The following is a 13,993-nucleotide window of genomic DNA, read 5'->3' on the forward strand; positions in this document are numbered from 1 at the left end:
TGTTAAGTGAAACAGTCGCGTTGAAAGTCTGTTTCCTGATGAATGAAAGTCTCAACTAAAAGGATGTTGTTTTTATGAGAGTCACTGCTTCTTTTGTTAATCCGCCTGTATCAAGTCATGAGCTATCTACGTTGAATGCGGCCACTACCAGTGATGGCGCAACCTCAAAAAAAACCTTCACCACGGATGATGCTGCAAAGCAGATCCTGCGAGAGGGTTCGAGGCATTACGATCGTAATGGCGATAACAAAATCGAGCTTTCCTTCACCCTTGACGATCAATTCTCTGTGCAACAGAAAGCGTCCTTGCGCAAAGCCCTGACGTCTTGGCAGGACGTGACAAATATTGTCTTCAAGGAGGGGGCGCCAGGTCCGGATGGTTCAATAACCATCAAGGCCAATCCCGATGACAATGGCGGGGTGTCGGGGCTGCCTAATCGCTGGTACGGTGATATGAGCACTACGGTTGGAACGAAAGGCGCTTCTGATGCCCCACGGCATGGCGATGTTTTTTTATCAACGGCCATACATGAGTTGGGACATGCCCTGGGGCTTGGCCACCCTGGGGACTATGGTGAAAGTGTGCACTCTTATGCAGATGCCCTATACACGCAGGACACCAGAGCCCACAGCGTGATGAGTTACTGGCGAGAAACCAATCATACGGGCCATGACTTCAAATCGCGCGAACCTTCAACGCCAATGAAAGATGATATTGCTGCCGTACAGAAACTCTACGGGGCCAATCTCAATATTCGGAATACCGATACTACTTATGGCTTTGAATCCAATACTGACCGTGACCACTTCAGCCTTGAGTCCTCGAAGGACGCCCCGATATTTTCGGTATGGGACGGGGGCGGGAATGACACGCTGAACTTTTCGCTATTTTCCCAGAACCAGAAGATCAACCTGAATGCGGAGTCGTTTTCCAATGTGGGTGGCTTGAAGGGTAATGTGTCTATCGCCAAGGGCGTTGTCATTGAAAATGCCACAGGTGGCTCAGGTGACGATGAGCTCATAGGGAATGAGGCCGGCAACCGGCTCAAGGGGGGAGCGGGTTCAGACAGGTTGACAGGCGGCGCAGGCGCGGACGTGTTTGCTTACGATAGAGCGAGTGACTCGACACTCACCAGGCCTGACGAAATCCTGGATTTCACCAGCGGCACAGACAAGATCGACCTTTCGGGCTTATTGAAAAATACCTCAATCAAGCATTTCAACATTGTTGAGCGGTTTACGGGGCGTGCTGGCGAGATTGTCCTGAGCCATGACCCGCGCAGCGGAAACGGTAGTCTGGGTCTCGACACCACTGGCAGGGGCAAAGCGGATTTTCTGATTAAGAGCGTGGGTGGCATTCAGGCAAGTGACATAGTCACTGGCGGGGCACACGAACCTGGAGTTTCCAAGCCGGAGCCCCAACCAGAGCCCAAGCCAGAACCTCAACCGGACCCGAATCCGGAACCTTTTCCTGCTCCGCACGATACTGTCTACGGCTTCAACTCCAACACCGGTGATCCCTTCCTTAGCCTGCATTCCCAGAGTGGCGCTCCCAGGTTCCTGGTGAGGGACAAAGGTGGCGATGACACCCTGGACTTTTCGGGCTTCCGGCAGAACCAGACCATCGACTTGCGCGAGGGCGCAGCCTCCAGCGTAGGCGGCTTGCGCAATAACGTTGGTATAGCCAAAGGTGTCACCGTGGAGAATGCGATTGGCGGCTCAGGCCGTGACACGCTCATAGGCAATACGGTGGATAACGTTCTCACCGGCGGGGCAGGTGGAGATATGCTCTGGGGTGTGGGCGGTAGAAACACGTTCAGGTATGAGAAGGCCAGCGACTCGGCCTATGACGACGCTGACCTGATCATGGATTTCACCAGTGGCCAAGACACAATTGATCTGACGGGTTTAATGACAGAAGTCGGAACGCCCTTGCGGCTGGTGGATAGCTACACGGGCCGTATTGGAGATACCGTCGTCAAATACAACCAGCAGAGCGGGCGTTACTTTGTGGGCATCGACTTACTGGGACGGCGTCAGACAAACTTCCTGCTTAAAAGCACACGCTTGATCCGGCCAGAGGACGTGATCGGTCTGTCTACTCACCTGCGCTGAAAAGCAACGTGCCAGGGCGCTCGCCATCCTCCTGGAGGGGATACCGCCCATAAATCCCTGGGCGGTAATTCCCAATCAGTCAGCAAGCCCTTGACCTCGTCACTCGTCATTTGTGGCGGATGCGGCGTTGGAGCCGTTGATGCGGTTGTAAGGTGGGTCAGGCAGTCGCCACCGCCCCTTGCCGCGAGGCGCTCAAGAAGCGCAGCAACGCCACCAGCGGGAATGCGCTGCCCACCAGCATCACCCCCAGCCAGCCGCCGTGTTCGTACACGCTGCTGGCAATCGCCGAGCCGAAGGCGCCGCCGATGAAGATGCTGGTCATGTACAGCGCGTTCAGTCGGCTACGGCTGCTGGCGTCGAGGGCGTAGATGGCGCGCTGGCCAAGGACCATGTTCATCTGCACGCAGAAGTCCAGGACCACGCCGGTCACCGCCAGGCCGATCACGCTGTACAGCGGGTGCACGAAGGCCGGCAGGAAGCTCAGTGCGGCAAACAGCATCGCCAGCAGCGAAGCGCGGTGGGTGTGGCCGGCATCCGCCAGGCGCCCAGCGATGGGTGCGGCGATGGCGCCCAGGGCACCGACCAGGGCAAACAGGGCGATCTGGCTTTGGCTCAGGCCGTGGTTGCGGGACAGTTCCAGCGGGGCGGCGGTCCAGAACAGACTGAAGGTGGCGAACATGCAGCCCTGGTAAAACGCGCGCTGGCGCAGCACCGGCTGGCGGCGCAGCAAGGTGCCCAGCGAGGCGAGCAACTGGCCATAGCTGGCCGCGTGATCCGGTTGGCGCTTGGGGATGGTCAGCATCAGCACCACGCTGATAAACGCCATCAGTGCCGCAGCGGCCATGAACATGGCGCGCCAGCCGAAATGGTCAGCCACCACGCTGGACACTGGCCGCGCCAGCAGGATACCCAGCAGCAAGCCGCCCATGATGCTGCCGACCACCCGGCCACGGGATTCAGCCGGCGCCAGGTGCGCCGCCAGCGGAATCAGGATCTGTACCGACACCGAACTGAAGCCGATCAGCAGCGACACCAGCAGGAACAGGTTCGGCTGTTCGGTGAACGCTGCACCCAGCAGGCTGGCGATGGCCACCACGGTGGTGATAATCATCAGCCGGCGGTTTTCCAGCAGGTCGCCCAACGGCACCAGGAAGAACAGGCCCAGGGCATAGCCGATCTGGGTCAGGGACACGATCAGGCTGGCCATGGCCGGCGTGAGGCCGATGTCCGGGGCGATCAGCTCGATGATCGGTTGCGCGTAGTAGATGTTGGCGACGATGGCGCCGCAACAGAACGCAAACAGCATCACCATGCCTCGGGTCATCGTGCTTGTAGCGGGGGGCGTGGCGTTCATGGCGTTCTCATAAAAGCGAAGGATTGTGGCGAGCGAGGATAAAGACTGGCCCCGGGCGCGAGTAGCCTGTCTGTGGTGATAACACTCATGCCGGGAATTAATGACTGAAACGTTAACTTTCGCGCTGAAGGTCGATGATACATTCAGTCACAACTGCATAAACAGGAAATCGACTGCCATGAAGACGACATTCAACAAGATGCTCCTGGCCTCCAGCCTGGCCGCGCTGATGACCGTGGGCGTTGCCCAGGCCGCAGATGCCCCGCGTGTCGGCGTGCGGGGTGCGATTACCGCGATGGACGGCGACGCGATGCACGTCAAGGTCAACAGCGGTGAAGACGTCACCGTGCACCTGACCAAGGACACGCAGGTGCGTGCGGTCACCCTGGCAAAAATCGAAGACATCAAGCCCGGCAGTTACATCGGTTCGGCGGCCATGCCCAACGCGGATGGCACCCTGACGGCGCTGGAAGTGCATGTATTCCCACCGGCGATGGCCGGTACAGGCGATGGGCACCGTGCGTTCGACCTGAAGGAAGGTAGCAGCATGACCAACGGCACCGTGGGTGACCTGGTGGTGAGCGATGGCCGCACGTTGACCGTCAAGTACAAGGGCGGCGAGCAGAAGATCGTGGTGCCGGATGATGTGCCGATCGTCAACCTGGAGCCGGGTGATCGCAGCTTGCTGAAGCCTGGGGTGAAGGTGGTGATGTTTGCGGCGAAGGGCGCGGACGGGAGCGTGACGGCCCAGGCGATTTCTGCGGGTAAGGATGGCGTGACACCGCCGATGTAACGGCTGTAGATAGATCGTTCCCACGCTCCGCGTGGGAATACATCCAGTGACGCTCTGCGTCCCCAGCACGGTCCAGGTCTTGCGGCGCGACCTGGACGCGGAGCGTCCTATGATGCATTCCCACGCGGAGCGTGGGAACGATCAGCGCGTGGGAACGATCAGCGATCAGAGTGCGGATTACTGCCCGGAGTAGATCTGGTCAAAAACCCCGCCATCATTGAAGTGGGTCTTCTGCACGGTGCGCCAGTCGCCAAAGGTCTTCTCTACCGACAGGAAGTCGACTTTCGGGAAACGGTCGGTGTACTTGGCCAGCACTTTCGGGTCACGTGGACGCAGGTAGTTGTTGGCGGCAATTTCCTGGCCTTCCGGCGACCACAGGTACTTCAGGTATTCTTCGGCAGCCACTTTGGTGCCTTTCTTCTCGACCACTTTGTCGACGATCGACACTGGCGGCTCAGCTTCTGCGGAAACGCTCGGGTAGATCACTTCGAACTGATCACGGCCGAATTCACGGGCGATCATTTCTGCTTCGTTCTCAAAGGTCACCAGCACGTCGCCGATCTGGTTGGTCATGAACGTGGTGGTAGCGGCACGGCCACCGGTGTCCAGCACGGGTGCGTGCTTGAACAGGTCACCCACGAACTTCTTGGCCTTCTCTTCGTCGCCACCGTTTTTCAGCACATAACCCCAGGCCGAGAGGTAGGTGTAACGGCCGTTACCGGAGGTCTTCGGGTTCGGCACGATGACTTGCACGCCATCCTTGAGCAGGTCCGGCCAGTCTTTCAGGGCTTTCGGGTTGCCTTTGCGCACGATGAACACCGTGGCCGAAGTGAACGGCGCACTGTTGTTCGGCAGGCGGGTAACCCAGTTGTCCGGCACCAGTTTGCCGTTGTCCGCCAGGGCGTTGATGTCGGTGGCCATGTTCATGGTGATCACGTCAGCCGGCAGGCCGTCGATCACCGAGCGCGCTTGTTTGCTCGAACCACCGAAGGACATCTGCAGGGTCAGCTTGTCGTTTGGATGCTCGGCGGCCCAGTGCTTCTGGAAGGCGGCGTTGTAGTCCTTGTAGAAGTCACGCATCACGTCATAGGAGACGTTGAGCAGGGTGACCGGGGCGGCCTGGACGACGCCAGCCAGTGCGAGGCCGGCGGCCAGGAGAGAGGCACTAACGAGTTTTTTCACTGCTCATTCCTTGTTGTTCGAGAAGGTTTTTGAAACGCATGGGGGCAATATGCCAGCGACTATAACGGGGGGCGCATAGTCGCTTAAAGATTAAAAAGAACTTTGCTTATTCCAGTTTCTTGAAAAGCGCGCTGCCACACCGTGAGCAAAACGCTGCATTGGGCTCATGGCTGTTTTTCTTGCACACCGGGCAATCCGTTTGCAATTGCTCACCGCGCATGGCGTTGGCCAGTTCGGCGGTGAAGATCCCGGTGGGCACCGCGATGATCGAATAACCGGTGATCATCACCAGCGACGAAATCACCTGGCCCAGCGGGGTCTTCGGCACGATATCGCCAAAACCCACGGTGGTCAGGGTGACGATCGCCCAATAGATGCCCTTGGGAATACTGGTAAAGCCGTGCTCCGGGCCTTCGATCACGTACATCAAGGTGCCGAACACCGTGACCAGGGTGCAGACGCTGACCAGGAACACCACGATCTTCTGCTTGCTGCCCCGCAGCGCCGACATCAGGTAGTTGGCCTGCTTGAGGTACGGGCCGAGCTTGAGCACGCGGAAAATCCGCAGCATCCGGATGATTCGGATAATCAGCAGGTACTGCGCGTCGCTGTAGTACAGCGCGAGGATCCCGGGCACGATCGCCAGCAAATCCACCAGCCCATAAAAGCTGAAGGCATAGCGCAACGGCTTGGGCGAGCAATACAGCCGCAGGCCGTATTCGATGGCGAAGATGATGGTGAAGCCCCACTCGATATAGGCCAGCACGTTGGCGTAGTTGTCGTGGACTGCCTGGATGCTGTCGAGGATCACGATCACCAGGCTGGCCAGGATGATCAGCAACAGGGTGCTGTCGAAGCGTCGGCCGGCCGGGGTGTCACTTTGGAAAACCATGACGTAGAGACGCTCACGCCAGTGCTTGTTGCTGTCCATGGAAGTCGCCTGAATCGAAGATCAGCGAAGCCTAGGGGGATTCGAAGGGGCTGTCCATGCAGGTTTTCTGCATCACCCGCTGACTGGCGCGCACCAGCCAGGTGGCGAGGATAAACGGCGCGGTCAGCGCGGGCAGGTTCAGGCCGGTGAAGCCGGGCGTGAGGATGATCGCCAGCAGGATGCCGATCAGCGGCAGCCAGGGTTGGCGACGATACTGGCTGAGGGCCAGGGCGGCCAGCGCCGGGTTATAGCTGTGCAGGCCGAGCAGGGCGCTGGCGGGCTCGTCCATCAACAGGGCGATCAACACGCCGAGGCTCGCGCCGGTCAGCGCCCACAAGGCCGCGCGGCGGCTGGCTATTACAAGACCGAGGGCGATCAGCAGGCCGGCGAGGGGGTGGTCCATCAGGATGACTTGGGCCAGACCTGTGAACGGCGCGCAGATTAGCGCCCAGGTGCCGGGTTCGCTGGCGGCAAATGCGGCGGGCGCGGTGGTGCCCAGCAGCAGCCAGCCGAGTGCCACAAACGGTGCGGTGTAGGCGGGCAGGTCATCGGGGTTGGCGGCGCGTTTGAGCCACTGGCGAGTGAGGATTGCGCTGAGGCCACCGCAGGCGAGAATCAACGGCGGCAGCAGTGCCGACCAGCTGAAGTGCTGGCTGATCAGCAAGCCGAGCAGCACGCCGTTGTAGCTATAGAGACCGGCCTGGCGTTCGGCCTTGGGATAGCCGCGGCGTTGGGCGGTCAGCAAGCCGGCGACACCGCCCAGCAGCGCGCCGCCGAGCAGGGCCGGGGCGCCGACCAGGATCGCCAGCAGGCAGAGCAGGCCACACAGCGGGTGGCGCTGCAGGAATATCTGGCTGAAGCCGTTGAGCAGGGCTTCGGCCCAGTCGGGGCAGGGTTGGTTGGGCATGATCAATAATCTGCAGGAAAGCGCCGAATCTTGTGGCGAGGGAGCTTGCTCCCGCTGGGGCGCGCAGCGGCCCCAAAAGATGGGCCTGCTGCGCAGTCCAGCGGGAGCAAGCTCCCTCGCCACAGGGGATTAGATCAATGTCTCGATCCGCAACGAATTGGTCGACCCTGGCTGCCCGAATGGCACCCCAGCAGTAATCACCAACGTATCCCCACGCTCCGCCATACCCTGTGCCTGGGCAATCTCTAACGCCGTGGAACACACCTCATCCACCTGCCGCAGCCGATCGTTCACCACCGAATGCACGCCCCACGCCACGCTCAAGCGTCGCGCCGTCGACAGGTTCGGTGTCAGGTTCAGAATCGGCACCGCCGGCCGTTCCCGCGCCGCCCGCAAGGTGGAGCTGCCCGACTCGCTGTAGTTCACCAGCACTGCCACCGGCAGGATGCTGCTGATACGGCGGATCGCACAGCTGATGGCGTCCGACACCGTGGCATCCGCCTTGGGCCGGCTGACGTCCAGCTGGGTCTGGTAATCCGGGCCATTTTCCACCTGGCGAATGATCTTGCTCATCATCAGCACGGCCTCCAACGGGTATTCACCGGAAGCGGTTTCCGCCGACAGCATCACCGCATCCGCCCCTTCCGCCACTGCGTTGGCCACGTCGGTGACTTCGGCACGGGTCGGCGCCGGGGAGAAGCGCATGGATTCAAGCATCTGCGTGGCCACCACCACCGGTTTACCCAACTGGCGGCACACACCAATGATGTCCTTCTGGATTTGCGGCACGCTTTCCGCCGGCACTTCCACCCCCAGGTCACCTCTGGCGACCATGATCGCGTCGCTCAACTCGGCGATTTCCTGCAGGCGCTGCACCGCCGAGGGCTTCTCGATCTTGGCCATCAGGAACGCCTTGTCGCCGATCAACTCGCGGGCTTCGCGGATGTCTTCCGGGCGTTGCACAAACGACAGCGCCACCCAGTCCACCCCCAGTTCCAGGCCGAAGCTCAGGTCGCGGCGGTCCTTGGCGGTCAGCGGGCTGAGCTCCAGCAATGCCTGGGGTACGTTCACGCCTTTACGGTCCGACAGTTCGCCGCCGTTGAGCACGGTGGTGTCGATGGCATCGGCGTGCTTGGTGATCACCCGCAGGCGCAGCTTGCCGTCGTCCAGCAGCAGGTCCATGCCGGGCTGCAGGGCCGCGATGATTTCCGGGTGGGGCAGGTTGACTCGCCGCTGGTCACCGGGTGTCGGGTCGAGGTCCAGGCGCAGGGCCTGGCCGCGAATCAGTTGCACTTTTCCTTCGGCAAAACGCCCCACCCGCAGCTTCGGCCCTTGCAGGTCCATCAGGATGCCGAGGGGATAATTGAGCTGGCGCTCCACCTGGCGAATCCACTGGTAGCGTTGGGCGTGGTCGGCATGATCGCCATGGCTGAAGTTCAGGCGAAAGATATTCACCCCGGCTTCCACCAGCTCGCGGATGTCGTCGATGCTGTCGGTGGCCGGGCCCAGCGTGGCGAGGATCTTGACCTTCTTATCAGGCGTCATGTTCAGGGGACTCTCTTTCAGGGCTTTCAAGAATCAGAATGGCGCGGAAATCGTTGACGTTGGTGCGGGTCGGCTCGGTGATGATCAAGCCGTCGAGGGCCGCGAAGTAGCCGTAGCCATTGTTGTTGTCCAGCTCGTCACTGGCGCTCAAGCCCAGGGCTTCGGCGCGGGCGTAGCTGGTGGGCGTCATGATCGCGCCGGCGTTGTCTTCCGAGCCGTCGATGCCGTCGGTGTCACCCGCCAGGGCGTAGACGCCGGGCAGGCCCTTGAGGCTGTCGGTGAGGCTCAGCAGGAATTCGGCGTTGCGTCCGCCACGGCCATTGCCGCGTACGGTGACGGTGGTTTCGCCGCCGGAGAGGATCACGCAAGGCGCCGCCAGGGGTTGGCCGTGCTGGATGATTTGCCGGGCGATACCGGCGTGCACCTTGGCCACGTCCCGCGCTTCGCCTTCCAGGTCGCCGAGGATCAGCGGGCTGAAACCGGCCTGGCGGACTTTCACCGCCACCGCTTCCAGGGATTGCTGCGGACGGGCGATCAGTTGGAAATGGCTGCGGGCCAGCACCGGGTCCCCGGGCTTGACGGTTTCCGACTCCGGGCTTTGCAGCCAGGTGCGCACCGACGCCGGGATTTCAATCTGGTAGCGCTTGAGAATCGCCAGCGCCTGTTGCGAGGTACTGGGGTCGCCAACAGTGGGGCCGGAAGCGATGACCGTGGCCTGGTCGCCCGGTACATCGGAAATCGCGTAGGTGTAGACGGTGGCAGGCCAGCTTGCCTTGGCCAGGCGCCCGCCCTTGATCGCCGAGAGGTGCTTGCGCACGCAGTTCATCTCGCCAATGGTGGCGCCGGATTTGAGCAGGGCCTTGTTGATCGCTTGCTTGTCCGCCATGGTGATGCCGGCGGCCGGAAGGGCGAGCAGTGCAGAGCCGCCGCCGGAGAGCAGGAAGATCACGCGGTCGTCTTCGCCCAGGTTGCTGATCAGCTCCAGCACACGCTTGGCCACGGCCTGGCCTGCAGCATCCGGCACCGGGTGCGCGGCTTCGACCACCTCGATTTTCTTGCAGGGTGCGCCGTGGCCGTAGCGGGTGACCACCAGGCCCGAGACTTCGCCTTGCCAGCAGTTTTCCACCACCAGCGCCATGGCGGCGGCGGCTTTGCCGGCGCCGATCACGATGACCCGGCCGCTGCGGTCGGCGGGCAGATAGGGTTCGAGGACTTGCCGGGGGTGGGCGGCGTCGATGGCTGTGGCAAACAGCTCGCGAAGCAGGTGTTGCGGATCGACCGACATAAGCGGGCTCCCGGGGATTCTTGTTATTAGGTATGCATCAGATCGTTCCCACGCTCCGCGTGGGAATGAATCACTGGACGCTCTGCGTCCGCTGTTGTGACGCGGAGCGTCACGGCTGCATTCCCACGCAGAGCGTGGGAACGATCAGGGGGTTATTTATCGCGAATCGAAAAATTCGCCATATGTTCCAGGCCCTTGATCAGCGCCGAGTGGTCCCAGTTGCCGCCACCGATGGCGGTGCAGGTGCTGAACACCTGCTGGGTGCCGGCGGTGTTCGGCAGGTTGATCCCCAGCTCCTTGGCACCGGCCAGGGCCAGGTTCAGATCCTTCTGGTGCAGGTTGATGCGGAAGCCCGGATCGAAGGTGCCCTTGATCATGCGCTCGCCATGCACTTCGAGGATTTTCGACGAAGCAAAACCCCCCATCAGTGCTTCACGCACCTTGGCCGGGTCGGCGCCGTTCTTCGAGGCGAACAGCAGCGCTTCCGCCACCGCCTGGATGTTCAACGCAACGATGATCTGGTTGGCCACCTTGGCGGTCTGGCCATCACCATTGCCGCCCACCAGGGTGATGTTCTTGCCCATGGCCTGGAACAGCGGCAGGGCGCGTTCGAAGGTGTGCGGGTCGCCGCCGATCATGATGCTCAGGGTGCCGGCCTTGGCACCGACTTCACCACCGGACACCGGGGCGTCGAGGTAACGTGCGCCGGTCTCGTTGATCTTTGCGGCGAAGGCCTTGGTGGCGGTGGGCGAGATCGAACTCATGTCGATCACCACTTTGTTCGGCCCAAGGCCTGCGGCAACGCCGTCGGCGCGGAACAGCACATCATCGACCTGCGGAGTGTCGGGCACCATGACGATGATGAATTCGGCTTCCTGGGCCACTTGCTGCGGGTTGGCCAGGGCCACCGCACCAGCGCTGATCAGTTCAGCCGGCGCCTTGCCGTGATGCTCGGAAAGAAACAGTTGGTGACCGGCCTTTTGCAGGTTGGCAGCCATGGGGTGGCCCATGATGCCGGTGCCGATAAATCCGATTTTAGCCATGACGAAAATCCTCTCTTTATTCGATGTGAGCGCTGCTTTTTGTGGGAGCTGGCTTGCCTGCGATGGCATCACCTCGGTTTAACTGAGAGACCGAGTTGCCTGCATCGCAGGCAAGCCAGCTCCCACACAAGCCCTGCTTTCACATTGGGTTCTGTGTTGTGGGTTAGATCGCGTTGTGGCTTTTGAGCCAACCCAAACCCGCTTCGGTGGTGGTCAACGGTTTGTACTCACAGCCGACCCAACCCTGATAACCGATGCGGTCCAAATGTTCGAACAGGAAGCGGTAGTTGATCTCACCGGTGCCCGGCTCGTTGCGCCCCGGGTTGTCCGCCAGCTGGATGTGGTTGATCTCACCCAGGTGCGCAGCCATGGTGCGGGCCAGGTCGCCTTCCATGATTTGCATGTGATAGATGTCGTATTGCAGGAACAGGTTGGCACTGCCCACCTGCTCGCGAATCGACAGGGCCTGCGCCGTGTTGTTCAGGTAGAAGCCCGGGATGTCGCGGGTATTGATCATCTCCATCACAAGCTTGATGCCCACCGCCTGCAGCTTGTCGGCGGCGTACTTGAGGTTGGCGACGAAGGTTTTTTCAAGCGTCGCGTCATCCACGCCGGCCGGGCGAATCCCCGCCAGGCAGTTGACCTGGGTATTGCCCAGTACCTGGGCGTAGGCGATGGCCAGGTTGACCCCGGCACGGAACTCCTCGACCCGGTCCGGGTGGCAGGCCAGGCCGCGTTCGCCCTTGGCCCAGTCACCGGCCGGCAGGTTGAACAGCACTTGGGTCAGGCCGTGGGCATCGAGTTGCGCCTTGATTTCAGCTGAGCTGAATTCATAGGGAAACAGGTATTCCACACCACTGAACCCCGCGTCGGCGGCGGCTTTGAAACGGGCAAGAAAGTCCTGTTCGGTAAACAGCATGGACAGGTTGGCGGCAAAACGCGGCATGGGGTTCTCCTTAATCGAGCAGTGAAATGGCAGTCGGCGCGTCGTTGCCCACCAGTGCCAGATCTTCGAATTCGTTGACGGCGTTGATCTCGGTGCCCATGGAAATATTGGTCACCCGTTCCAGAATAATCTCAACGATCACCGGAACCTTGAATTCTTCGATCATTTCCTGGGCCTTGCGCAGTGCCGGCTGGATCTGGCCCGGCTCGAACACCCGCAGGGCCTTGCAACCCAGGCCTTCGGCGACGGCCACGTGGTCGACGCCGTAACCGTTGAGTTCCGGTGCGTTGAGGTTGTCGAAGGACAGCTGCACGCAGTAGTCCATTTCAAACCCGCGCTGGGCCTGGCGGATCAACCCCAGGTAGGAGTTGTTCACCACCACGTGGATGTACGGCAGCTTGAACTGTGCGCCCACGGCCAGCTCTTCGATCATGAACTGGAAGTCATAGTCGCCGGACAGTGCCACGACTTTGCGGGTCGGGTCCGCCTTGACCACACCCAGTGCCGCCGGAATGGTCCAGCCGAGCGGGCCGGCCTGGCCGCAGTTGATCCAGTGGCGTGGCTTGTAGACGTGCAGGAACTGCGCGCCGGCAATCTGCGACAGGCCGATGGTGCTGACGTAGCAGGTGTCTTTGCCGAACACCTGGTTCATCTCTTCGTACACTCGTTGCGGTTTGACCGGCACGTTGTCGAAGTGGGTCTTGCGGTGGAGGGTGGCCTTGCGCTGCTGGCAATCGTGGAGCCAGGCGCTGCGGTCCTTGAGCTTGCCGGCGGCTTTCCACTCGCGGGCCACTTCAATGAACATGGTCAATGCAGAGCCGGCGTCGGAAACGATGCCCAGGTCCGGGGTGAACACGCGGCCGATTTGCGTCGGCTCGATGTCCACGTGAATGAATTTTCGGCCCTCGGTGTACACCTCCACCGAACCGGTGTGACGGTTGGCCCAGCGGTTACCGATGCCCAGCACCACGTCCGATTTCAACATCGTGGCGTTGCCATAGCGGTGGGACGTTTGCAGGCCGACCATGCCCACCATCTGCGGGTGATCGTCCGGGATCGTGCCCCAGCCCATCAGGGTCGGGATCACCGGGATGCCGGTCAACTCGGCGAATTCCACCAGCAGTTCGCTGGCGTCGGCGTTGATCACGCCACCACCGCTCACCAGCAATGGGCGCTCGGCCTGGTCCAGCAGGGCCAGGGCTTTTTCCACCTGGATGCGGGTCGCCAAAGGCTTGGCCAGGGGCAGTGGTTGGTAGGCGTCGATGTCAAATTCGATCTCGGCCATTTGTACGTCGAATGGCAGGTCGATCAGCACCGGGCCCGGGCGGCCGGAGCGCATTTCATAGAAGGCCTTCTGGAAGGCATACGGCACCTGGCCGGGTTCCAGGACGGTGGTCGCCCACTTGGTCACCGGCTTGACGATGCTGGTGATGTCGACAGCCTGGAAGTCTTCCTTGTGCATGCGTGCCCGTGGCGCCTGGCCGGTGATGCACAGGATCGGGATCGAGTCCGCCGAGGCGCTGTACAGGCCGGTAACCATGTCGGTGCCCGCCGGGCCCGAGGTGCCGATGCACACGCCGATATTGCCGGCCTTGGTGCGGGTGTAGCCCTCGGCCATGTGCGAGGCGCCTTCAACGTGGCGAGCAAGGACGTGATCGATGCCACCGACCTTCTGCAAGGCCGAATACAGCGGGTTGATCGCGGCGCCCGGGATACCGAAGGCGGTGTCGACCCCTTCACGGCGCATCACCAGGACAGCGGCTTCGATTGCTCTCATTTTGCTCATGGTTTTGGTGCCTCTTGCGTTTTGTAATTGTATACAAGTGGTGTTGGTCCGAAGTGTATTCACGGCGAGCGGGGCAGGTCAATCCATTTTCTTGGGTGGCCTTTACG

At 61.2% G+C, this 13,993-nt stretch carries 11 protein-coding genes; 2 read left to right on the forward strand and 9 right to left on the reverse strand.

Going from position 1 to position 13,993, the window contains the following annotated elements; genetic code table 11:
* Window positions 1–74 precede the first annotated feature (74 nt).
* The gene (locus tag ACIOMR_RS05695; protein ID WP_401192779.1) at window positions 75–2,114 is read left to right on the forward strand and encodes a M10 family metallopeptidase C-terminal domain-containing protein; all 2,040 of its coding nucleotides are present in this window, start codon (window positions 75–77) and stop codon (window positions 2,112–2,114) included.
* 157 nt (window positions 2,115–2,271) lie between these two features.
* Here ACIOMR_RS05695 and ACIOMR_RS05700 read toward each other — a convergent pair whose 3' ends face one another.
* Entirely contained in the window at window positions 2,272–3,468 is a 1,197-nt protein-coding gene (locus ACIOMR_RS05700) for an MFS transporter (RefSeq protein WP_087694461.1), read from the reverse strand.
* Window positions 3,469–3,646: 178 nt separating this feature from the next.
* Between ACIOMR_RS05700 and ACIOMR_RS05705 the strand changes: the two genes are divergently transcribed.
* Window positions 3,647–4,261 carry a DUF5666 domain-containing protein gene (locus tag ACIOMR_RS05705; protein ID WP_003210601.1) on the forward strand — a complete coding sequence of 205 codons (615 nt, stop codon included), beginning with the start codon at window positions 3,647–3,649 and terminating at the stop codon, window positions 4,259–4,261.
* 177 nt (window positions 4,262–4,438) lie between these two features.
* Here ACIOMR_RS05705 and ACIOMR_RS05710 read toward each other — a convergent pair whose 3' ends face one another.
* From ACIOMR_RS05710 to gcl, 8 genes are all read right to left on the reverse strand, one after another.
* Window positions 4,439–5,443: a sulfate ABC transporter substrate-binding protein gene (locus ACIOMR_RS05710; protein WP_003210600.1), complete on the reverse strand. Its 1,005-nt coding sequence runs from the start codon at window positions 5,441–5,443 to the stop codon at window positions 4,439–4,441.
* Between the two features lie 106 nt (window positions 5,444–5,549).
* Complete coding sequence (locus ACIOMR_RS05715) at window positions 5,550–6,374, reverse strand: ion transporter (RefSeq protein ID WP_008434745.1); 825 nt, start codon at window positions 6,372–6,374, stop codon at window positions 5,550–5,552.
* A 31-nt stretch (window positions 6,375–6,405) separates the two neighbouring features.
* On the reverse strand, window positions 6,406–7,281 hold the full coding sequence (locus ACIOMR_RS05720) for an urea transporter (protein WP_401192785.1): 876 nt from the start codon (window positions 7,279–7,281) through the stop codon (window positions 6,406–6,408).
* Between the two features lie 129 nt (window positions 7,282–7,410).
* Entirely contained in the window at window positions 7,411–8,826 is a 1,416-nt protein-coding gene (pyk, locus tag ACIOMR_RS05725) for a pyruvate kinase (RefSeq protein WP_003210597.1), read from the reverse strand.
* Window positions 8,816–10,111: a glycerate kinase gene (locus ACIOMR_RS05730; protein WP_401192788.1), complete on the reverse strand. Its 1,296-nt coding sequence runs from the start codon at window positions 10,109–10,111 to the stop codon at window positions 8,816–8,818. The genes pyk and ACIOMR_RS05730 overlap by 11 nt, the downstream gene beginning before the upstream one ends.
* Window positions 10,112–10,263: 152 nt before the next feature.
* Window positions 10,264–11,154, reverse strand: coding sequence for a 2-hydroxy-3-oxopropionate reductase (locus tag ACIOMR_RS05735; protein WP_177068876.1), 891 nt, complete (start codon window positions 11,152–11,154; stop codon window positions 10,264–10,266).
* A 163-nt stretch (window positions 11,155–11,317) separates the two neighbouring features.
* Window positions 11,318–12,100: a hydroxypyruvate isomerase gene (gene hyi, locus ACIOMR_RS05740; protein WP_003210594.1), complete on the reverse strand. Its 783-nt coding sequence runs from the start codon at window positions 12,098–12,100 to the stop codon at window positions 11,318–11,320.
* A gap of 10 nt (window positions 12,101–12,110) precedes the next feature.
* Window positions 12,111–13,886 (reverse strand): glyoxylate carboligase, encoded by a 1,776-nt coding sequence (gene gcl, locus ACIOMR_RS05745; protein WP_063028181.1) that lies wholly within the window; start codon window positions 13,884–13,886, stop codon window positions 12,111–12,113.
* Window positions 13,887–13,993: the final 107 nt, after the last annotated feature.

The organism is Pseudomonas sp. NPDC087814 (assembly GCF_044742865.1).
Classification (GTDB): domain Bacteria; phylum Pseudomonadota; class Gammaproteobacteria; order Pseudomonadales; family Pseudomonadaceae; genus Aquipseudomonas.